Raw genomic sequence first — 21,742 nt, forward strand, 5'->3', positions numbered from 1 at the left:
AACTCAGTGCAGCATCGCGTGGCTGCTGGAGCTGGGTTGGCGCTCCTCTTCTTCGCCCATCATCAGCAAATTATTAGCAAAGGCTTCCATGATCACCATGGAAACGCCCTCTTCACTTTGCTTCATAAAGTGCGAGAACTGACCAAAGGTTAATCCGGCAGTGGTACTGATCGACTGGCAGACAATCAGCTTGGGCAGATTGTCATCCTGAATATCGATAAAGGCCTTCACCGTAAGCGAACTGGCATTGATCTGCGATAAATCGCCGACCAAAGGAATAAGTGCTGTGGGTTTCACTTCCGCGAGGGCCGAGAAAAGGATGACGTTGTCCACCAGGTCGATTTTTGCATCAAACACCCCGTCAAAATTCTGCATGTGCGGCAGGTGCAGTGCCTGGCAGGCATCGCATTCGAACCAGGTGATATTTTGTTGATCCAGCCAGCGACGCAGGATGTCGATGTCAGGAACGACCAGTGAATCCATCGTTATGTCCTGTGGGGTGAAGAAATAAGCGCCTTAGCTTACGGAAAAAGTCCCTCTGATGCCACGAAAACCACGTAAAAGCGCGCCTAGCCCCCGGTTTTAAGACGATAGCCGGGGCAGGCATGTGCTTCTACCCAGTGAATCATCATTGAAGCGATGTCGAGGCCGGTGGTGCCTTCAATGCCCTCAAGCCCTGGCGAGGCATTCACCTCCATCACCAGCGGGCCGCGATTGGCGCGTAAAATATCCACCCCTGCGATTTCCAGCCCGAGCGTGGATGCGGCTTTCACCGCGATTTCGCGCTCTTTTTCGGTGATGGTCACCGCGTGCGCTTTACCACCACGATGAAGATTCGAGCGGAAATCCCCCTCTTTCGCTTCGCGCTCAATCGACGCCACCACTTCATTGCCGATCACCAGGCAGCGAATATCTCGCCCCTGTGCCTCTTTGATAAACTCTTGCACCAGAATGTGGGCGTTAAGGCCACGAAATGCATCAATCACGCTCTCTGCCGCCTGCCGCGTTTCAGCCAGCACCACGCCAATCCCCTGCGTGCCCTCCACTAATTTCACCACCAGCGGCGCACCACCCACCATGGCGATCACATCCTGAGTATCGTCAGGCGAAGAGGCGAACCCGGTGATCGGCATATCAATGCCTTCACGCGCCAGCAGCTGCAACGATCGCAATTTGTCACGCGCCCGGGTGATGGCCACCGATTCATTCAGCGGATAGCTGCCCAACATCTCGAACTGGCGCAGCACCGCCGTGCCGTAAAAGGTGGTCGCCGTGCCAATGCGCGGGATAACGGCATCAAAGTGGCCCAGCGGTTCGCCACGATAATGCACCGCGGGAGAATCGGAATTGATGTTCATGTAGCAGGAGAGTGGATCGATCATCTGCACCTGATGACCACGCTCTTCCGCGGCGTCGCGCAGGCGCTTACACGAATACAGCGTTCCATCACGCGTGAGAATGGCCATCTTCATTGCAGAGTTCCTTGTGCTTAGCGCGTTGCCCAGCCCTGTTGATGCAGATAATCCAGCATAAACGGACGCGTTTCTTTGATGATCAGGCGTTGAATCAGTTCGCTCCAGGTTTCCGAACGCTGGTTGCTGTCACGCTGCTGGTAATAAGCCGTGATTTGGTTATCGTACTGGGCCAGCACGCTTTTATCGACAGGTTGATAGCGATTTTCATGCACCAGCATCGCCGCTGGCATGCGGGGTTTCACGTCTGGGGCAGAAGCGGGATGACCGATGCAGAAACCAAACAGTGGCAGCACGAATTTCGGCAGTTCCAGCAAATCTGTGACTTGCGCGATGCTATTACGGATGCCACCAATAAACACCCCACCCAATCCCAGCGATTCCGCTGCGACCATGGCGTTTTGTGCCATCAATGCCGTATCCACACAGCCCAGCAGCAACTGTTCGGCACGCCCAAGATGGGCATCCGGGCAGATCTGCTGATGACGATTAAAGTCGGCACAAAACACCCAAAATTCAGCGGCGGCACTCACCCACGGTTGCCCGCCGGTGAGTTGCACCAGCTGTTGACGCTTTTCCTGGTCGGTAATGCGAATAATTGAGGAGCACTGCAAAAAGCTGGAGGTCGAGGCCGCTTGTGCTGCAGCAATGATCGCGCTGCGCTGGGCATCATCAATGCCCTGCTCAGTAAAGGCGCGAATGGAACGGTGGCTGCACAGTAAATCGATGGTCGGCGTCATAATCCTCTCCGGTTACTTCTTCTTGTGGTTGTGATTGAACAACTGCGGTGCCATCGCTTGCGCGGTACGCCACATCATCAGCCAGGCGGCTGGCAACATCAGCGCAATGCCAAGGAAAAACAGCAGCGTGGCCAGCGACTTTTTTGCCACAAAATCCGGCGCGCTAATCCAGTCGTTGACCAGCAACAGCGCCCCCGTCACCGCAAGTACGCCAAGCACTTCCAGCAACAAAACCGGTTTAGGCAACGTGGCCAGATTACGCATGGGTGATTTCCTCAGTTGCTCAATAGGTCAGTCGCATTTTAGACCCGAATAATTCGCTCTGCAGCAAGGTGTGGCTATCACCAGCCGCTTAACTGGAGCCAAACACATCTGCAGAGTGAAGTATGATGGACATAGATTGCGGTCATTAGAGTAACAGGCATTTTCTTCTTTGCTTAAGCAGGATGGGCGGGCATGATGTTAGCCATTATTCACGCTGTAATGTGAAACTGGTCACAAAACAGCAGCGGAAGGAGAGAAGCAATGATTGCAGTGATTTTTGGCCGTTCAAGCTGCCCATACTGCGTACGTGCGAAAGAGTTAGCCACCAAGCTGACCAGCGAGCGCGATGATTTCAACTATCAATACGTCGATATTCAGGCGACCGGCATCACCAAGGCCGACCTGGAAGCACGTGCCGGCAAACCGGTGACCACCGTGCCGCAGATTTTCCTTGATGACCAGCACATCGGTGGTTACACCGAATTTGCGGCCTGGACCAAAGAAAATCTGGGTGTTGAAGCCTAATCAAGCGGGCCTGCGGGCCCGTTTTTGATCCTGCTATTCGGCACGCATCGCCAGCATAATCCGCATCAGGCGGATCAGTAACGCCCCGCATCCAGCCCAAAACAGCGCACTTAAACTCCATGCAACAATCAGCAGCCAACTGTGCATCTGCGTGACGGTGAGCCACATCCAGGCCATACCCAATAGCGTGCCCACCACGGCGACCCACAGTGTACTGACCAGGGGGCTATCTGGCTGCAACACCGCCATTAACATGCCCGGCAATAAAAACAGCAATAATTCAGGCTGTCCGCGCATAGTTTGTTCCGCGGCAAGGGCCCAAAAATGGTGTGCAAAAATAAACACCAGCGTATAAAGCATCATACCCAGAACTGATGCTGGCCAGCGATTATTGCGCTGCAACATAACCATCCTCAACTTTGTTGTTAACAATATTGAAACGTTTACTGCCCTGATGCGCACAAGTGGAAATAAAAAGAAACAGCCGCTGGCAGAAGGATTAAAAACTGCTGATAGCTGAGGAAGTTATTTATGATTAGAATGACGCCGTTTTAAATAATGGTCTGCACCTTGCTGGCGGCAAGGACGCTAACGGCTGCCACAAGATAGCGAAAAAAGGCCTTCTCATCAACTTGTTACAGGTAAAGAAGAAGTTAAACCGTGAACATTAACGTCGCAGAATTGTTAAGCGGAAATGACGTTCTGTTATTATTTGTCGTCTTAGCCCTGGGGCTGTGCTTAGGTAAATTACGCCTGGGCTCGGTACAGCTAGGAAATTCCATTGGTGTCCTCGTTGTTTCATTGATTTTAGGCCAGCAGCACTTTGCGATAAATACCGACGCACTCAGCCTCGGCTTTATGTTGTTTATTTTTTGTGTCGGTGTTGAAGCCGGACCTAACTTTTTTTCGATCTTTTTCCGCGACGGTAAAAATTACTTCTTCCTCGCCATTGTGATGGTGGTCAGTGCGCTGCTCATTGCTCTTGGGCTGGGTAAAGTGTTCGGCTGGGATATCGGCCTGACGGCGGGCATGCTGGCCGGTTCCATGACTTCCACGCCGGTGCTGGTGGGCGCGGGTGACACGCTGCGGCAAAGCATCAGTGACAGCCATCAGCTCAACATGATGCAGGATAACCTCAGCCTCGGTTACGCCCTCACCTATTTAATCGGTCTGGTCAGCCTGATCTTTGGTGCACGCTATCTGCCCCGTCTGCAACATCAGGACTTACCGACTTGTGCGCAGCAGATTGCGCGAGAGCGCGGACTGGATGCCGACAGCCAGCGTAAAGTGTTCTTACCGGTCATCCGCGCCTATCGCGTTGGCCCGGAACTGGTGGAATGGAGCGGCGGCAAAAACCTGCGCGAGTTAGGCATTCATCGTCAGACCGGCTGCTACATTGAACGTCTGCGCCGTAACGGTATTCTCGCCAGCCCGGATGGGGATGCGATGCTGCAACTCGGTGATGAAATTTCGCTGGTGGGCTACCCCGATGCACACGCACGCCTTGACGCCAGCTTCCGTAACGGCAAAGAAGTGTTCGACCGCGATTTACTCGACATGCGTATCGTCACCGAAGAGATTGTGGTGAAAAACCACAATGCGGTGAACAAACGTTTGAGCCATCTGAAACTCACCGATCATGGATGCTTCCTCAATCGGGTGATTCGCAGCCAGATTGAGATGCCAATTGATGACAGCATCATGCTCAACAAGGGCGATGTGTTGCAGGTCAGTGGTGAAGCGCGCCGAGTGAAAAGCCTGGCAGATCGCATCGGCTTTATTGCCATTCACAGTCAAATGACCGATCTGCTGGCCTTCTGCGCCTTCTTTATCATTGGGTTGATGATCGGCATGATCACCTTCCAGTTCAGCAACTTTAGCTTCGGCATCGGCAACGCCGCCGGTTTGCTGTTCGCGGGTATCATGCTCGGCTTCCTGCGCGCGAACCATCCGACCTTCGGCTACATTCCGCAGGGTGCGCTGACCATGGTGAAGGAGTTCGGTTTGATGGTGTTTATGGCAGGTGTCGGTTTGAGCGCCGGTAGCGGCCTGCAACATGGCCTGGGCAGCGCAGGCGCTTTGATGTTGCTCAGCGGCCTGCTGGTGAGTTTGATCCCAGTGGTGATTTGCTATCTGTTTGGTGCCTACGTGTTACGCATGAACCGCGCGCTGCTGTTTGGCGCCATCATGGGCGCGCGCACCTGCGCCCCGGCGATGGAGATCATCAGCGATACCGCGCGCAGTAGCATTCCGGCACTGGGCTATGCAGGAACTTATGCGATTGCTAACGTTTTGCTGACGCTGGCCGGCACGCTTATTGTGATAATTTGGCCGCTTTTGCCTTTTTAAAAATATTTTTACCGCGTTCAGAACTTTCTATTTGGGGCGCAGTCTGAATAAGTGCCACTGCTTTTCTTTGAAATCCCCAAATTGTGGAGCCCGCCGGTCACTGACTTGCGGGTTTTTTTATGCCTGCAATTCCTGCCGCTTAAGGTTCTCCTAAGCGTAAATTGCGACCCTGCCACTCTGGTTTCGCTATTTTTAAATATTCATGCAACTTTCATCAAAGTTAAACACTCCAACAACCCACGATAAGATTAAGAGCCCGACTATTTATTGTTTGTCTGGTCGCTTTTACGCTATCAACTTTATTTTACTGGCAATTTCGGCACTGGTGTTTATGTGGTGGTCGCGCCACGAGAGCCTGGATATCGCCATCAGTCAGCTGTGGTTTGACCCACAGACGCAGACGTTTCCGTGGCAACACAACCGCTGGCTGGACCTGATCAATCATCGCTTGTTCAAGGATGTGATCATCGCCGGTGCGGTATTGATGTTGTTACGAGGTGTGCAGAAGCGTGATGGTCGCCGCGTGCTGGTGGCCCTGCTGTTTGGCATGGGGCCGCTAGTGGTGGGCATCCTGAAGGCGCACAGCGCGCACTCCTGCCCATGGGATTTGGCGATGTTTGGCGGTAAAGCGGCCAGTTTTGTGCTGCTGGACCCTACTCCGGCCAACAGCGGTCCCGGGCAATGCTTCCCAGGCGGTCACGCTTCCAGCGGCTTTGCCCTGATGGCGCTGTTCTTCCTGTGGTGGCCAGAGCGTCCGCGCCGCGCCGTGCTGGCGCTGTTGTTCGGTATCACCGTGGGCTTACTGATGGGATACGGACAGGTGATGCGCGGTGCCCACTTCTTCTCTCACAACTTGTGGGCAGGCTGGTGGGTGTGGCTGAGCCAGGTGCTGATTTTTGCTGGTGTTTCTTTTTGGGTAGACAAGATGAGGAAAAGCAAACGTGATGGAAGCGCTCAACCATAGCCTGTTTCTATGGATCAACGCCACGACGGATTCACCGCCATGGTTGATTAACCTGGCGACTTTTATCGCCAAAGATGTGATTGCCATTGTCCCGCTGCTGATTGTGGCCTTATGGTTTTGGGGGCCGCGCGATCAAGTGCAATCTCAACGCGCGCTGGTACTGAAAACCGGTATGGCGCTGATTTATGCATTGAGCATTTCATGGTGCGTGGGCCAACTGTTGCCGCATCCGCGTCCATTTGCCATTGGCTTAGGGCACCAATTCCTCGCTCACGCCGCCGATGACTCTTACCCCAGCGATCATGGCACCACCATCTTCACTTTTGCACTGGCGTTCATCTTCTGGCATCGCCTGTGGTCTGGCGTCATTCTGCTGGCCGTGGGCAGTGCGATTGCCTGGTCACGCGTTTATCTTGGCGTACATTGGCCTATGGATATGCTGGGCGGATTTTTGGTGGGCTTACTGGCGTGTCTGGCCTCGCATATGGCGTGGCAGTTGTACGGCGAACGCATGCTGGCATTCACCCACCAGCTGTATCGCGCTCTGTTCGCTATGCCGATCAAAAAAGGGTGGGTACGCGGATAAGGTAAAGGGCGGCTCACTCGGGCCGCCCGATAGGGGACTAGCTAAACCACTTCCCAAACAAGCCGTTAAATTTCATCATAATGAAATCCCAGATACGACCAATAAACCCGCCCTCCGGCACCGCTTCCATCACCACCAGCGGGCGCTGATCCACGGTTTTGCCATCCAGTTGGAAATCAATGGTCCCCACCACCTGGTTCTTCTCCAGCGGCGCCTCCAGCTGCGGTGAATTCAGGGTGAAACTCGCCTTAAGGTTTTTCATCTGACCTTTCGGGACGGTGATCGCCGCATCTTTCGCCACGCCGAGATTGACCTGGCTCTGTTCACCAAACCACACACGCTGCTGGGCAAAAGGCTTGTCGCTTTTTATCGGCGTCACGGTTTCGTAGAAACGGAAACCCCAGGTGAGCAACTTCTCACTTTCACGGAAGCGAATCGCATCACTTTGGGTACCCAGCACCACCGAAATTAAACGCATATCCCCGTCGACCGCAGACGCGACCAGGTTATTCCCCGCGCCCGAGGTATGTCCGGTTTTAATCCCATCCACTTTCAGGTTACTGCTCCACAACAGGCGGTTACGGTTCATCTGCTTGATGTGATTAAAAGTGAACTCTTTCTCGCTGTTTAACGCGTACTCTTCAGGCACATCGCTAATCAGACGCTGCCCGATGATCGCCATATCGCGCGCGGTGCTGTATTGCCCATCGGCATCCAGCCCGTGCACCGTCATAAAGTGGGTATTTTGTAGTCCAAACGCTTTAACGTAGTTGTTCATCAGGCCGATAAACGAGTCCTGGCTACCGGCGACATAATCGGCCAGCGCGATGCAGGCATCATTGCCTGACTGAATCACCACACCTTTATTGAGCTCAGAAACCGGAATACGGTCACCGGGTTTGAGGAACATTAGCGAGGAGCCGCGCAGTTTTGGATTGCCGGTTGCCCATGCATCCTGACCGATAGTCACCAGGTCATCGTTATGGATCTTACCGGCTTTCAGCGCCTGGCCGACCACATAGCTGGTCATCATTTTGGTCAGGCTGGCGGGATCCAACCGCTGGTCGGCATTGGACTCAGCCAGTACCTTGCCGCTGTTGTAGTCCATCAGAATCCAGGCTTTAGCCTCAATTTGAGGGGCTGCAGGCGCCTGTTCAGCCTGAGTGGTGACGGGAAGGAAAAGCACTAATAATGAAGTGGCAGCCAGCGGCCGCAAAGCAGAAATGACGGAGTTTTTTCTCATGAGCGTGACCAGATTGTCCTTGTTAAATCATGGTTTTCTAGCAGGTAAGACATGTCTTAATAAAAGCTACACGCTTACCACCTGCGAACAAAACCGTCCAACCGTAAAGTTTTATAGAGTTTATTAGAGTAACCCTGGCATCAACCCTGCTGCGCTGCCACTTTTACGCTTCGGCCGTAGTGGAAAAAGTGAGAGAAATTCCGATTTTTCGCAGAACGGTTAAGCCAGTCACAAAATTCCGCTAACCTGATGCCAATCAGCCCGAGGAGAACCACGATGGACTTAGCCGTTTTCGATCTGGACGAAACCCTGATTTGTGAAGACAGTACCAGCCTGTGGCTGCGCTGGCTGGTCTCACAGGGATTTGCCCCCGCAGCACTCATCTCTCAGGAACAAGCCTTGATGGAGAAATACCATGCCGGCACCCTGTCAATTGAAGAGTACATGAGCACGACGCTTTCCCCGCTCGCCGGTATGGCGACCCTGACGGTTGAGGGTTGGGTGCGGCGTTTTATCCATCGCGATATTCTGCCACGCGTCTTCCCTGCCGCACGGGAACGCATTAACTGGCATCAGCAGCGCGGCGATACCGTGATGATCATCACCGCCAGCGGCGATCATCTGGCGGTACCGATTGCGCAACGTCTGGGCGTGCATGGCGCGCTGGCGATTGGCGTGGAAGTGGTGGACGAGCGCTACAGCGGCCAGATTTACGGCACCGCCACCTATCGAGAAGGGAAAGTGACCCGTCTGAGTGACTGGAAGGCTTTGCAGCAGGATCAGCGCTTTGAAAAAACCTGGGCTTACAGCGACTCCATGAACGATTTACCCCTGCTCAATCACGCCGATCACGCCTGGGTGGTCAACCCTAATGCGCTGCTGCTGGAGCAAGCACAGCAGCGCGGTTGGGAAGTCTGTAACTGGGTGCGTTAAGTTATCCGCGCGAGGCGCTGGCGGGTTCCGCCAGCCCGACTTTTAGCAGCTTGCCGTTGGCTTCATCGGTGAGCACATAGAGATAACCATCCGGTCCCTGGCGCACATCGCGAATACGCTCACCGCGATCCCCCAGCAATCGCTGCTCTTCCACCACTTTCTCACCGTTCACCCGTAAGCGAATCAGACTTTTTTCCTTCAGTGCGCCGATGAACAGCGAATTTTTCCACTGCGGGAAACGTGCGCTGTTGTAAAACGCCATCCCGCTGATGGCCGGTGACACTTTCCACCAGAACTGCGGTTGTTCTGTTCCCGCAACATGCGTGCCCTGCGCTTCCGGCACTTTCTGCCCGCTGTAATCGATACCGTAAGTGGCCAATGGCCAGCCGTAATTTTTGCCTTTCTGCGGGATATTCACTTCATCGCCGCCACGTGGGCCGTGTTCACTTTCCCACATTTGCTGCGTCCACGGATTGAAAGCTAACCCCTGCGGATTACGCATGCCGTAGGACCAGATTTCTGCACGCGCGTCTTTACGTTGCACAAAGGGATTATCTGCTGGGACATCACCGTTCTGCGTCAGGCGCACGATTTTACCTGAGAGCTTGTCGAGCTGTTGCGCGCTCAGGCTGGAAAAATTGTCGCCAAACGCGATAAAGAGAAATCCCTGCTCATCAAACGCCAGCCGGGTTCCCATATTCGCGCCGCTGGAGAGTTTCGGTGTCTGTTCCAGCACCACCTTAAAGTCACTCAACTGACGATTATCTTCACTGAGACGGCCATAGCCGACGACACCGCCCGCTCGCCCCTGCGCATCAGCCGTGGTGTAACTGAGCCACACGCGGCGACTCTGGGCGAAATCCGGTGCCAATACCACATCCAGTAAGCCGCCCTGGCGGTTTGCCCACACGTTTGGCACACCGCTGATGGGCTGCGACAGTCCTTTTCCCGGCTGCCAACTGCGCAGTTGACCGCCGCGTTCGGTGATCAGCAGCGTTTGATTGTCGGGCAGGAAAGCCACCGACCACGGATGGTCGAGTTTATCCTGCAATACCTGAACCTGGACATCAGCAGCCAGAGTCGAGTGGGCATAGCTCATTGCGCCAAGCAACAGCGCGACAGGCAGTAAACGCATGGGATTCTCCTTTATCACGGTCTGCCGTTAAGGGTAGTCAGCCCGTAAGAAAGGATGTGCAGGATTTACAAAACATTAAGCCCGACATAGCGCCGGGCGACGGGATTAAGGCGCGGAGAAGGCCACAACATCACGAATCATTTCGTCGATGCCCGGACGAAGATCGTTGAGCGTAATTGGCGTACTGTTGTTCGGCAGGGATTTACCAAAGGCTTTGCGCACGACTTTGATCATTGGCTTGCCGGTCTGCGCATCGACCGCTTCCACTTCGAGGAACAGCGCACTGTTCTGAGTACGGTGGCCGGTGGCCGCCATGGTGCTTGCTACAACTGCCGCAATCGGCACCACTTCGTAGAACTGCACTCCTTCGTTTTCTGCCGTTACGGCGGTGATGGCGCTTTTCACCCTAAGCGTATGTGCACCAGGCTTGCCCACCACCGGTTTACGTTCTGCGACCGCGCGTTTTAACTGGCTATCGGTGTACTGACGGATTTGATCCAATGTTTGCTGGCTGATGCGTTCAGTCGGTCGCGCGGCGGGATAGTAAACCACGGGTTCGAACACCACGTTGGTGTAATCCGCGCTGTGATAATCCGGCGAGATCCAGCGCAATGTCGGTTTTCCGCTGGGAGATTGCTCAGATTTCAGCTGGCTGTAATCGCCGAGAAAGCCAGAAAACTGCTGTTTATCCGCAACATGAGAGGTACAACCCACCGCCAGCATAGCCAGCGTTAAAGCAGGAATATAAAGACGAAATCGCATGAGAAAGCCCTTATAAGAGGTAAATCGCTTCTCAAGTGTAGAGCGCACGCTGCGCTTTAGCGGGAAATTTTCACAGATTGAGAGAAGAAACCACCCGCATTGCAGGTGGTTAGAGGAATTACTCGAAGCAGGTTTCTGGATTCTCTGACAACGAAATGAAACTTTCGCCGCCTTTGGTCAGGGCAATAATGCCGCCGCTCTCAATATCATAAACCCACCCATGCAGACGCACTTTGCCTTTACGCAGCGCCACCGCTACCGAAGGGTGTGTTTTGATATTGTTCAGCTGAGCAATCACGTTCTCTTTGACCATTTCATTGAGACGGGTTTCCACCGCTTCATAGTTACGCTCTTCCACCACAGCTTTCGCTGCATTGGCGTAGTGCAACCAGTGATCAACTGCGGGCATGCTTTCCAAATCCGCATTGGATGCGATGGCGTTCATGGCGCCACAGTTGGAGTGACCGCAAATGATGATTTCAGTCACGCCCAGCGCAACTACCGCGTACTCAATCGTGGCGGACACACCACCCGGTTCGGGACCAAACGGCGGCACAATATTACCGGCGTTACGGATCACGAACAGTTGGCCTGGCTCGGATTGGGTGACCAGTTCAGGCACCAGACGGCTGTCTGAGCAGGAGATAAACAGGGCTTTGGGATTCTGGTTTGACGCCAGACTTTTGAAAAGATCCTTCCTTTCAGGGAACACATTCTGTTGGAAATTCAGAAAACCTTTAACGATCTCTTGCATTTGTCTGCTCTCACTTTATCCGCATCTGCGCTGGCGATACGATCGGCACCGTCAGCACGCGTTCAAATTCTTCAGTGTGGTGAATAACTTACAATCACCAACCGAACATTTAAGCAAAACAGGCTGGATTACACAACTCGGATCACGCTTTGCCATATTAAAGATAAGTTCAAAATTGACGATATTATCGTCGTTAAAAACATTTAACCTCTTAGATAAGGATAGCGATGAGTATGAAAAAAATGTTGATTATTTCTTTGCTGATGGCTTGTGGATCGGCTGCTGCTGCCCCTACTAACATTGCCAAACCGCTCGATGATCGCCTGCAAAATTGCAAAATGAATGCTAACAATACCCTTGAAACCGCTGATTGCTATCAAAAGGCCACTCAAGCCTGGGATAAGGAGCTCAATGTGCAATACAAAGCACTGTTGAGCGGCCAAAATGAAGCATTCAAACAACAAATGAAAATTTCTCAGCGTAGTTGGATAAAATATAAAGACGATTACTTTTCAGCTATGGAAACGTTCTACCAGCAACAGGAAGGGACTATATGGGGACTCGTTGCTGCTGAATCTAAATTAAACGTGATTCGTGATAAAGCGTTGGATTTATATCGATTACGCAATAGCACCAACATGGAAGGATAATTTCTTGCGGGGATTGCTCCCCGCAATGCATCTTCCCTATACATTTTCCCTCGCAACCTCTGTACAATCCCCCGCCTATCCACACTAATTATGATGAATTATTATCCTTATGAGCCATGTCAAAAATCCGCCGCGCGTAGGCTTCGTCTCACTCGGCTGCCCAAAAAACCTCGTCGACTCAGAACGCATCCTGACGGAACTGCGTACTGAAGGCTACGATGTGGTGCCACGCTACGATGATGCGGAGATCGTCATCGTTAACACCTGTGGATTTATTGATAGCGCCGTACAGGAATCACTGGAAGCGATCGGTGAAGCGCTGAACGAGAATGGCAAAGTGATCGTCACCGGTTGCCTGGGTGCCAAAGTGGATCAGATCCGCGAAGTGCATCCTAAGGTACTGGAAATCACCGGCCCGCACAGCTACGAGCAAGTGCTGTCGCACGTTCACACTTACGTGCCAAAGCCGGAACACAACCCGTTCCTGAGCTTAGTGCCAGAGCAAGGCGTGAAGTTGACGCCGCGCCACTACGCTTACCTGAAAATTTCCGAAGGCTGTAACCACCGTTGCACTTTCTGCATCATCCCTTCTATGCGTGGCGATCTCGACAGCCGCCCGATTGGTTCGGTTCTCGACGAAGCCAAGCGTCTGGTGGAAGCCGGCGTCAAAGAACTGCTGGTGATCTCACAGGATACCTCGGCTTATGGCGTTGACGTGAAACACCGCACCGGTTTCTGGAATGGATCCCCGGTGAAAACCAGCATGGTGAGCCTGTGCGAACAGCTGGCGAAACTCGGCGTGTGGGTGCGTCTGCACTATGTCTACCCTTACCCGCATGTGGATGACGTGATTCCGTTAATGGCCGAAGGGAAAATTCTGCCTTATCTTGATATTCCGCTGCAGCACGCCAGCCCACGCATCCTGAAGTTGATGAAGCGTCCAGGCGCGGTTGAACGCACGCTGGAGCGCATCAAACGCTGGCGCGAAATTTGCCCGGAACTGACGCTGCGTTCGACCTTTATCGTCGGCTTCCCCGGCGAAACCGAAGAAGATTTCCAGATGCTACTCGACTTCCTGAAGGAAGCGCGTCTGGATCGCGTTGGCTGCTTCCAGTACAGCCCGGTTGAAGGCGCGACGGCCAACCAGCTGCCGGATCAGGTGCCAGACGACGTGAAGCAGGAACGTTTCGATCGCTTCATGCAACTGCAGCAGAAAATCTCCAGCGAACGTTTGCAGGAGAAAATCGGCCGTGAAGTGTTGGTGATCATCGATGAAGTGGATGAAGAAGGCGCTGTGGGTCGCAGCATGGCCGATGCACCTGAGATCGACGGTGCGGTGTATCTGAATGGCGATCGTCAGGTGAAAGTCGGTGATGTGGTGCGTGTCAAAGTTGAACACGCCGATGAGTACGATTTATGGGGTACGCGCGTTTAACCGTGCTTCTGCTGGTGCGCACGTTTGCGCGCCAGATAATCGGTATCCGCTCTCAGCCGATCCCAGCATGATTTAAATATGGCCGCTGCAGCGGCCTTTTCTTTTTCTGTGGTGCGCGGCAGCTCATTGCCATCCGCATCATATTTTCGCCCGCCTTTGTGATTACTGTAGCGACGCGCGCGGGTATAGCCCATTTGAATAAATTTTCGCGCCATATCCATGCCGACAAAGTCGTCCTGTGCACGATACTCCTCAAACAATTGCATAATCTGAACGGAAGATTCCTGAGCCAATTCCACGGTACGGAAGCGCCAGAACGGCAGAATTTCGCTCTTGTAAGGCTCCACCATTAACACCCCCTGCTCACCGCGCCCAACCTGATAAAGGTCTGGCCGCTGTCGGAAATCGATATTCTTGAAGTCTTGTTCGTAATCAAAGGGTTTCACTGCATTTCTCCTGCACGACATTATCACATGCTGCAATTATTTTTCTTCGGCACTTAAGCAATGCGCTTTTACACCGATAACTTCACTACTAGCCTACTTTGCTCTGAGAAAATCATGTTGACGAAAATGAAAATTGTGACTGCCATCATATTGATGCTGTTGGTATTCACCGCTATGCAGGCCATCTCCGGCTCGCTGTTTTTATCTTCCCTGATCGCTGGCCAGCATAACTTCACTGCCAGTAACCAGCTGTCGCATCAACAGCGTGAATTCTCCGACAGTTGGCAAACGCTGGTGAAAACGCGCGTCATTATCAACCGCGTCGCGATTCGTATCCTGAAAAATCAGACTGATGATGCTTCACGCGCTGCCATTGACAAGCTGCTGGTTTCCGCGGGCGCATCGCTTGATGAAGCTAAGCAGCACTTTGACCGCTACAAAAGTGTCCCACGGATTGCGGGGCAAAGTGCAGAGTCCGCCCAGCTCATTGAGAGCAAGTTCACGGCTTATTATCAGCTTTTAAACCAATCCGCCGCATTCCTGAAAGCCAACAACTACGCCGCCTATGGTGAGTTGGATGCACAGCAGGCGCAGGATGATTTGGAAGCGGCCTACAAGCAATGGCGTGGCGACAACGTACAGTTGATCAATGCGCGCACTGCGGATAACGATAGCACTTATCAGCATATGCTGGTGATGGTCGCCGTGATGGCAGTGATTGTGGTGCTGTTATTGCTGGTCGTATGGCTGCTAGTTCGCCGCATTCTGTTAGCGCCGATGAAGCAAGTGCAGCAGCAGATGGAGCGCTTCGCCGAGGGCGATCTTTCCGCCAGTTTGACGATTGAAGGACACAGTGAAATGGCCGCCATTGCCGCGAGCCTCAACCATATGCAGCAAGCACTGTTGGGCACTATTAACAATGTTCGCGACAGTGCCGATGCCATTTTCGGCAGTGCCAGCGCGATTGCTAATGGTAACAACGATCTCTCCTCCCGCACTGAACAACAGGCCGCCTCGCTGGAAGAGACCGCCGCCAGCATGGAAGAGCTGACCGCCACCGTTAAACAGAATGCCGATAACGCACGTCAGGCGACGCAGTTGGCGAAAACCGCATCGGAAACGGCTGACCGAGGCGGCAACGTGGTGGATGGCGTCGTAAAAACCATGCGTGACATCGCCGACAGCTCGAAAAAAATCGCCGACATTACCAGCGTGATCGACGGCATTGCTTTCCAGACCAATATTCTGGCGCTGAATGCTGCCGTTGAGGCAGCGCGCGCAGGTGAGCAGGGGCGTGGCTTTGCGGTGGTAGCGGGTGAAGTCCGAAGCCTGGCGCAGCGCAGTGCACAGGCAGCGAAAGAGATTAAGCTGCTGATTGAGGGCTCCGTGCAGCGCGTCAATTTAGGCTCACAACAGGTAAGCAGCGCCGGCGATACCATGCAGGAGATCGTCAGTGCGGTAACGCGCGTGACTGACATCATGGGCGAAATTGCATCAGCTTCAGACGAGCAGAGTCGCGGTATCGACCAGATTGGTGTGGCGGTGAACGAGATGGATCGCGTGACGCAACAGAATGCCACGCTGGTGCAGGAATCGGCTAACGCCTCGGCTTCGCTGGAGCAGCAGGCCAGCAGCTTGTCCTCAGCGGTGGCGCGCTTTAAAACCGGGACGCGGGCTGTGATTACACCGGTAACAAAAACCGTGAAAGCCCCTGTCGCAGCCACACCACGCGCTTTACCCGCTGCCGGTGCACACAGCAACGACAACTGGGAAACCTTCTGAGGTAACTGAAAAACAGGGGAGCCAAAAATGGCGACCTGCTCGTCTGTTTAGCAATGGATGATGACGCATTGCTCATTGTTAAAAAGCGCACGATAGTGGAGGCCAGAGCGCCTCTGCTGCTGCAAGGGCTATCCGCAGCGCTGAGGCTTTTACGTTGGGCCAGGAGCCCGGCACAACGTGGAAGCCGAAGGCACCGCGTCAGCGGCGCGAGGACGGCCCGGCAGCAGCTGTGGTGCGCTGGCCCGCACCTCTACATTCTCAGCCAAACGAAAAAAGCTGCCACTTTTAACCGTGACAGCCTTTGCGAAAATGACCTCAGCTGACGAACTCTGCACCCTAAGGCGTGCAAACGGGATCAGGTCTTTAACTTCGGATCCAACGCATCTCGCAGTCCATCCCCCAACAGATTAAACGCCAACACCGTCAGGAAAATCGCCAGACTGGGGAAGATCGCCACATGCGGCGCAATCACCATATCGGCCCGCGCTTCATTCAGCATCGCGCCCCATTCCGGCGTGGGCGGCTGTGCGCCCAGTCCGAGGAACGACAAACTCGCCGCCGTGATGATCGACGTGCCGATACGCATGGTGAAATAGACCACAATTGACGACACGGTACCGGGCAGAATGTGACGCATAATGATCGTCCAGTCTGATGCGCCGATGCTGCGGGCTGATTCAATAAAAGTTTGGTGTTTCAACACCAGCGTATTGCCACGCACCAGACGAGCAAAGGCTGGAATACTGAAAATCGCCACCGCCACAATCACATTGCTCATGCCGCTGCCCATGATCGCCACCACCGCAATCGCCAGCAGAATGCCAGGGAAAGCAAACAGCACGTCACAGATACGCATGGTAATGCGATCCCACCAGCCCTCGTAATAACCGGCCAGCAAGCCCAGTAACGTACCTATCAGCGCACCGATCGCCACCGAGAAAAAACCGGCAATCAGTGAAATCCGCGTACCGACCAGTACGCGGCTAAATATGTCACGGCCCAGCGAATCCACACCAAACCAGTGCATCATCGATGGCCCATCATTCAGCCGGTCGTAGTCAAAGTAGTTTTCTGCATCAAACGGGGCAATAAACGGAGCGATAAACGCCACCACAATCAACAGCAGCACAAATAAGCCCGCCACCATCGCCACATGTTGATGACGAAAGCGGCGCCAGAATTCACGCCACGGCGTACGTACCCGAGTTTCCGTCATCATCGGCATGGTTTTCAATGCCGCTGCGCGTCGCCAGTTTTTCAAGTGCGACTCCTTACCTGTAACGGATGGCCGGGTTGATCGCCGCATACAGCATATCGACAATCAAATTGATCAAAATGAACTCCAGCGAGAACAGCAGCACCTCGGCTTGAATGACCGGGTAATCGCGCATCTCAACAGAATCCACCAACAGGCGGCCTAAACCGGGCCAGTTGAACACCACCTCCACCACAATTGAGCCACCCAGCAGGAAACCAAACTGCAGGCCCATCATGGTCACCACCGGGATCATCGCATTGCGCAGACCGTGTTTGACCACCACCAGCGACTCACGTACCCCTTTGGCGCGCGCGGTACGCATGTAATCTTCCTGCATCACCTCGACAAACGAGGCGCGGGTAAAGCGTGCCATCACCGCCGCCACGGCTGCACCCAGGGTTATCGACGGCAGAATGTAGTGTTTCCAGCTGTCGGCACCGACCGTTGGCAGCCAACCCAGCTCAACAGAGAACACCTGCATCAGCAGCATGCCTAAGGCGAAAGCGGGAAAAGAGATACCGGACACAGCCAGCGTCATACCGATGCGATCGGGCCAGCGGTTGCGCCAGACGGCCGATGTAATGCCGATGGTCATACCGAAAACCACCGCCCATACCATGCTGGTCAGCGTCAGCCACAGCGTCGGGAAGAAGCGTGCAGCAATCTCTTCCGAGACCGGACGTTTCGATACCATCGACTGGCCGAAATCCCCCTGCAAGGCATTGAGAATAAAGTGCCAGAACTGCTGGATCAGCGGTTGGTCGAGGCCCAGCTCCTGGCGCACCAGTGCCACCACCGAGGCATCCGCTTCCGGACCCGCAATCAGGCGCGCCGGATCGCCCGGCAGCAGGTGGACAAACAAGAACACCAGCACCGCAACAATCAGCAGCGTGGGGATCAACCCCAGTAGTCGTTTGAGAAAATAGTTGAGCATGCAAAATCCTGCGCAGCAACGGCCAGCCTCGCAAGGCTGGCCTTGCCAGTTACTTCAGATCCGCCTCATCAAAATTGAATGAGGTATCGGGCATGACATAAAAACCGGTGAGGTTTTTATTGTTCGCGGAGAGCAACTGCTCAACCACCAGCGGAATCCACGGATGGTCGTTCCAGATACGATCCTGAGCGTCTTTGTACAGTTTGGCTTTCTGCTCGCGATCGGTGGTTTTCAATGCATCACTCAGATCTTTATCCACCTGCGGATTGCTGTAGAACGCCGTGTTAAAGATGGCTGGTGGCCAGGAGGTGGTGGCAAACAGCGGCGTCAGTGCCCAATCTGCTTCACCGGTCGAAGCCGACCAGCCCGTGTAGAACATGCGGACACCGCTCTCCTTCTGCCCTTTACTCTCGACTTCTGCGGCACGTTGGCCAGCATCCATCGCGGTGACTTTAACCTTCACGCCGACCTGCGCCAGCTGCTGCTGAGTGAACTGCAACACTTTCTGCGCCGTGCTGTGGTTGTGAGAGGACCACAGTGTGGTCTCGAAACCGTTCGGGAACCCGGCTTCCTTCAACAGCTCACGCGCTTTGGCCGGATCATATTTGATTGCCGGATAGGTCTGCGCAAAATCAATCGCCGGCGGCACGATGCCGGTAGCCGGTGTGGCATAACCCGCAAACGCCACTTTGACCAGCGCCTCACGGTTAATGGCGTACTCCAGCGCTTCACGCACTTTCGGGTTATCAAACGGCTTCTGCGTCACGTTGAGGCTGATGTAACGCTGCATAATTGATGGCGTGGTGACGACGTCGAGTTTGCTGTTGCCCTGCAGCAATTTCGCCTGCTCAAACGGTACCGGGAATGCAAAGGTCGCTTCGCCGGTCTGCAACATCGCCGCACGGGTATTGTTGTCTACCACCGGGCGGAAAGTGATGCTGTCCAGCTTCGGATAGCCTTTCTTCCAGTAGCCATCCCACCTCTTCACTTTGACGAAGTCGGTCTGATTCCAGGTGACGAACTCATACGGACCGGTCCCCACCGGATGGAAGCCAATGTCCTTACCGTATTTCTTCAGGGCGGTGGGCGAAATCATCACTGCCGCCGGGTGTGCCAGATTGTTGATGAAGGCCGAGAACGGCTGCTTCAGCGTAATTTTCACCGTGGTCGGATCCACCGCCTCGGTGCTGGCGACATACTTAAACAGGTTATAACGCTTGAGATGATTATCCGGGTTGCTGGCACGGTCGATGTTGGCCTTCACCGCTTCGGCATTGAAATCGGTGCCATCCTGAAACTTGACGCCCGAGCGCAGTTTGATGGTGTAAGTTAAGCCATCACTGCTCGCCTGATAGCTTTCCGCCAGCACGTTTTGCAGCTTCATGTCCTTATCAAAGCCGAACAGTCCCTGATAGAACGCCTTGGCCACTGACTGCGACAATGTGTCATTGGCGTCGTACGGATCCATAGTGGTAAAGGTTGACGCCACAGCAATTACCGCGTCCTTCGCTGCCCACGCTGGCATTGCCAACGCTGAACTCAACAACCCGGCAGTGATAACCCCTTTTCGCATAATGTGGTGCATTGTTATCGTTCTCCTGTAATCCCTGTCATGCGCGACATCCGTGGATGACGCGGTTGCTTGCTGCTCAGGCGCCGCTAATGGCGTGGCGGGCAACAAAATGCCCCGGTGCCACTTCCAGTAACGGTGCCACTTCTGGCTCATCACCCAAGGGGCGAATCGGGCTGGGGATCTCATCCACCATTAATGCCCGCTCACGATGACGGTGCGCCGGATCGGCGACCGGCACCGCGGCCATCAGTTTTTTGGTATAGGGATGGCGCGGCTGCTCAAACACCGCCTGGCGCGGCCCCATTTCCACAATCTGTCCGAGATACATGACGGCCACGCGATGGCTGATGCGTTCTACCACCGCCATATCGTGAGAAATAAATAAGAAGGCGATACCAAACTCGCGCTGCAAGTCGAGCATTAAATTGATAATTTGCGCCTGTATCGAGACATCCAGCGCCGAGACCGACTCATCGGCAATCACCACTTTAGGATTCAACGCTAACGCACGGGCGATGCAGATACGCTGACGCTGGCCGCCGGAGAACTCGTGTGGATAGCGCTGCGCATGCTCCGGCAGCAAGCCAACGCGCTCCAGCAGCCAGGCTACGCGCTTCTCCGCCTGTTGCCGATTCATGGTTTTGTGCACCAGCAGCGGTTCCATAATCGAGAAACCCACCGTCAGGCGCGGATCGAGCGAAGCGTAAGGATCCTGAAAAATGAACTGAATATCGCGCCGCAGCGAAGCCAGCGCGTTGCCTTGTAGCGCATCAATGCGCTGACCATTGAAAGTAATCGTGCCACCCTGGCTGGCGACTAAGCGCAGCAGCGATCGACCGGTAGTGGATTTTCCGCAGCCGGATTCACCGACCAGCGCCAGCGTCTCGCCAGCATGCAGATCAAAGCTGACCTTCTCCACCGCATGCACACGGCGCTTAACGCGATTCAGTAAACCACCACGAATATCAAAGCGCGTCACCAGGTCGCGCACCTGCAAAATCGGCGGTTCATTGCTGCGCACCGTATCCTGCGGTGTCGCCACCTCTTCACGACCATTAGTGTGCAGCAACGGGAATTTGGCCGGCAACGGCTGGCCGCTCATCGCCCCCAACTTCGGTACTGCCGCCAGCAAGGCGCGGGTGTAAGGCTGTTGCGGCGCATCAAACAGCTGCTGCACCGGCGCACGCTCAACCACATCGCCGCGATACATCACCTGCACGCGATCGGCCATCTCCGCCACCACGCCCATGTCGTGAGTGATAAAAATCACCCCCATCTGCATCTCTTTTTGCAGCACGCGAATCAGCTGCAGAATTTGCGCCTGGATGGTCACGTCCAGCGCGGTGGTGGGTTCATCGGCAATGAGCAGCGCCGGTTTGCACGACAGCGCCATGGCAATCATCACGCGTTGACGCATGCCGCCAGAGAGTTGATGCGGAAAACGCGATAACACATTATGGGCTTCAGGGATGCGCACCAGATCCAGCATACGCCGTGCTTCGGCCTGCGCTTGCTGGTGGCTTTTGCCCTGATGTAAACGGATGGATTCGGCGATCTGCTCACCCACGGTGAAAACCGGGTTGAGTGAGGTCATTGGCTCCTGGAAAATCATCGCCATATCGGCACCGCGCACTTTGCGCATCTGGCTGGCGGTGGCGTGCATCACATCCAGCACCTCGCCGTTACGTCGACGCAGGCGGATATCACCACTGACATCGCCGCCCGCCTGCTGAATCAAGCGCATCAGCGCCAGCGACGTGACCGATTTGCCCGAACCGGATTCGCCAACCAGTGCCAGCGTTTCCCCACGATGCAAATCCAGCGACAGGTGACGAACCGCTTCGGTGATTCGCCCTTCATGCTCAAACCGTACGTTGAGGTCACGCACCGCCAAAACCTGCTCGGGTGCAAACTGCTGATGCTGCTGCGTCATGCCT

22 protein-coding genes are annotated in these 21,742 nt (G+C 54.4%); 8 read left to right on the forward strand and 14 right to left on the reverse strand.

The window, feature by feature from the left end; translation table 11 throughout:
* Window positions 1-3 precede the first annotated feature (3 nt).
* The 4 genes from ACCW76_RS12235 to ACCW76_RS12250 all read right to left on the reverse strand — a co-directional run bounded on the left by ACCW76_RS12235 (window position 4) and on the right by ACCW76_RS12250 (window position 2,476).
* Complete coding sequence (locus ACCW76_RS12235) at window positions 4-483, reverse strand: YbjN domain-containing protein (RefSeq protein WP_038647881.1); 480 nt, start codon at window positions 481-483, stop codon at window positions 4-6.
* 86 nt (window positions 484-569) lie between these two features.
* Window positions 570-1,472: a 30S ribosomal protein S6--L-glutamate ligase gene (gene rimK / locus ACCW76_RS12240; protein WP_038647884.1), complete on the reverse strand. Its 903-nt coding sequence runs from the start codon at window positions 1,470-1,472 to the stop codon at window positions 570-572.
* A 17-nt stretch (window positions 1,473-1,489) separates the two neighbouring features.
* Window positions 1,490-2,212, reverse strand: coding sequence for an oxygen-insensitive NADPH nitroreductase (gene nfsA / locus ACCW76_RS12245; RefSeq protein WP_038647886.1), 723 nt, complete (start codon window positions 2,210-2,212; stop codon window positions 1,490-1,492).
* Window positions 2,213-2,224: 12 nt separating this feature from the next.
* Window positions 2,225-2,476 (reverse strand): DUF1418 family protein, encoded by a 252-nt coding sequence (locus tag ACCW76_RS12250; protein ID WP_436338651.1) that lies wholly within the window; start codon window positions 2,474-2,476, stop codon window positions 2,225-2,227.
* A gap of 261 nt (window positions 2,477-2,737) precedes the next feature.
* Here ACCW76_RS12250 and ACCW76_RS12255 point away from each other — a divergent pair, with 261 nt between their 5' ends.
* Window positions 2,738-3,001, forward strand: a complete 264-nt coding sequence (locus tag ACCW76_RS12255; protein WP_034820748.1) for a GrxA family glutaredoxin — start codon at window positions 2,738-2,740, stop codon at window positions 2,999-3,001.
* A 33-nt stretch (window positions 3,002-3,034) separates the two neighbouring features.
* Here ACCW76_RS12255 and ybjM read toward each other — a convergent pair whose 3' ends face one another.
* Window positions 3,035-3,406: an inner membrane protein YbjM gene (ybjM, locus tag ACCW76_RS12260; RefSeq protein ID WP_045814001.1), complete on the reverse strand. Its 372-nt coding sequence runs from the start codon at window positions 3,404-3,406 to the stop codon at window positions 3,035-3,037.
* A 255-nt stretch (window positions 3,407-3,661) separates the two neighbouring features.
* Between ybjM and ACCW76_RS12265 the strand changes: the two genes are divergently transcribed.
* The 3 genes from ACCW76_RS12265 (at window position 3,662) to ybjG (ending at window position 6,900) form a co-directional block, all read left to right on the forward strand.
* Window positions 3,662-5,350: an aspartate:alanine antiporter gene (locus ACCW76_RS12265; protein WP_038647892.1), complete on the forward strand. Its 1,689-nt coding sequence runs from the start codon at window positions 3,662-3,664 to the stop codon at window positions 5,348-5,350.
* A 202-nt stretch (window positions 5,351-5,552) separates the two neighbouring features.
* Complete coding sequence (locus tag ACCW76_RS12270; RefSeq protein ID WP_436338652.1) at window positions 5,553-6,314, forward strand: phosphatase PAP2 family protein; 762 nt, start codon at window positions 5,553-5,555, stop codon at window positions 6,312-6,314.
* A complete protein-coding gene (gene ybjG / locus ACCW76_RS12275) occupies window positions 6,295-6,900 on the forward strand; it encodes an undecaprenyl-diphosphate phosphatase (RefSeq protein WP_160868976.1) in 606 nt (201 codons plus the stop codon). Before ACCW76_RS12270 ends, ybjG begins: the two co-directional genes overlap by 20 nt.
* 37 nt (window positions 6,901-6,937) lie before the next feature.
* Here the strand turns inward: ybjG and ACCW76_RS12280 are convergent, their stop codons facing one another.
* On the reverse strand, window positions 6,938-8,143 hold the full coding sequence (locus tag ACCW76_RS12280; protein ID WP_436338653.1) for a serine hydrolase: 1,206 nt from the start codon (window positions 8,141-8,143) through the stop codon (window positions 6,938-6,940).
* A 276-nt stretch (window positions 8,144-8,419) separates the two neighbouring features.
* On the opposite strand from ACCW76_RS12280, the gene ACCW76_RS12285 reads away from it, so the two are divergent.
* On the forward strand, window positions 8,420-9,076 hold the full coding sequence (locus ACCW76_RS12285; RefSeq protein ID WP_436338654.1) for an HAD family hydrolase: 657 nt from the start codon (window positions 8,420-8,422) through the stop codon (window positions 9,074-9,076).
* A 1-nt stretch (window position 9,077) separates the two neighbouring features.
* On the opposite strand, the gene ACCW76_RS12290 is transcribed toward ACCW76_RS12285, so the two are convergent.
* From ACCW76_RS12290 to ACCW76_RS12300, 3 genes are all read right to left on the reverse strand, one after another.
* Window positions 9,078-10,211 carry a PQQ-dependent sugar dehydrogenase gene (locus ACCW76_RS12290; RefSeq protein ID WP_436338655.1) on the reverse strand — a complete coding sequence of 378 codons (1,134 nt, stop codon included), beginning with the start codon at window positions 10,209-10,211 and terminating at the stop codon, window positions 9,078-9,080.
* A 105-nt stretch (window positions 10,212-10,316) separates the two neighbouring features.
* Window positions 10,317-10,973: a DUF3313 domain-containing protein gene (locus tag ACCW76_RS12295; protein WP_436338656.1), complete on the reverse strand. Its 657-nt coding sequence runs from the start codon at window positions 10,971-10,973 to the stop codon at window positions 10,317-10,319.
* A 118-nt stretch (window positions 10,974-11,091) separates the two neighbouring features.
* Complete coding sequence (locus ACCW76_RS12300; RefSeq protein ID WP_034820773.1) at window positions 11,092-11,727, reverse strand: carbonic anhydrase; 636 nt, start codon at window positions 11,725-11,727, stop codon at window positions 11,092-11,094.
* Window positions 11,728-11,954: 227 nt separating this feature from the next.
* Here ACCW76_RS12300 and ACCW76_RS12305 point away from each other — a divergent pair, with 227 nt between their 5' ends.
* Window positions 11,955-12,377, forward strand: coding sequence for a lysozyme inhibitor LprI family protein (locus ACCW76_RS12305; protein WP_436338657.1), 423 nt, complete (start codon window positions 11,955-11,957; stop codon window positions 12,375-12,377).
* A 109-nt stretch (window positions 12,378-12,486) separates the two neighbouring features.
* A complete protein-coding gene (gene rimO, locus ACCW76_RS12310; protein WP_038647904.1) occupies window positions 12,487-13,812 on the forward strand; it encodes a 30S ribosomal protein S12 methylthiotransferase RimO in 1,326 nt (441 codons plus the stop codon).
* Here rimO and ACCW76_RS12315 read toward each other — a convergent pair.
* Window positions 13,809-14,258 (reverse strand): DUF4385 domain-containing protein, encoded by a 450-nt coding sequence (locus ACCW76_RS12315; RefSeq protein ID WP_200537181.1) that lies wholly within the window; start codon window positions 14,256-14,258, stop codon window positions 13,809-13,811. The genes rimO and ACCW76_RS12315 overlap by 4 nt on opposite strands.
* Before the next feature lie 114 nt (window positions 14,259-14,372).
* Between ACCW76_RS12315 and ACCW76_RS12320 the strand changes: the two genes are divergently transcribed.
* Window positions 14,373-16,040, forward strand: a complete 1,668-nt coding sequence (locus tag ACCW76_RS12320) for a methyl-accepting chemotaxis protein (RefSeq protein ID WP_436338658.1) — start codon at window positions 14,373-14,375, stop codon at window positions 16,038-16,040.
* A 355-nt stretch (window positions 16,041-16,395) separates the two neighbouring features.
* Here the strand turns inward: ACCW76_RS12320 and gsiD are convergent, their stop codons facing one another.
* The 4 genes from gsiD to gsiA form a co-directional block, all read right to left on the reverse strand.
* The gene (gene gsiD / locus ACCW76_RS12325; protein WP_038647910.1) at window positions 16,396-17,301 is read right to left on the reverse strand and encodes a glutathione ABC transporter permease GsiD; all 906 of its coding nucleotides are present in this window, start codon (window positions 17,299-17,301) and stop codon (window positions 16,396-16,398) included.
* Window positions 17,302-17,311: 10 nt separating this feature from the next.
* Entirely contained in the window at window positions 17,312-18,232 is a 921-nt protein-coding gene (gsiC, locus tag ACCW76_RS12330; protein WP_436338659.1) for a glutathione ABC transporter permease GsiC, read from the reverse strand.
* A gap of 49 nt (window positions 18,233-18,281) precedes the next feature.
* Entirely contained in the window at window positions 18,282-19,817 is a 1,536-nt protein-coding gene (gene gsiB, locus ACCW76_RS12335) for a glutathione ABC transporter substrate-binding protein GsiB (protein WP_436338660.1), read from the reverse strand.
* A gap of 64 nt (window positions 19,818-19,881) precedes the next feature.
* Window positions 19,882-21,738 carry a glutathione ABC transporter ATP-binding protein GsiA gene (gene gsiA / locus ACCW76_RS12340; RefSeq protein WP_436338661.1) on the reverse strand — a complete coding sequence of 619 codons (1,857 nt, stop codon included), beginning with the start codon at window positions 21,736-21,738 and terminating at the stop codon, window positions 19,882-19,884.
* Between the last annotated feature and the right edge of the window lie 4 nt (window positions 21,739-21,742).

Origin of the sequence: Pantoea sp. C8B4, assembly GCF_051336905.1 — a bacterium.
In the GTDB taxonomy this organism is placed as follows: Bacteria; Pseudomonadota; Gammaproteobacteria; order Enterobacterales; family Enterobacteriaceae; genus Pantoea; species Pantoea rwandensis_B.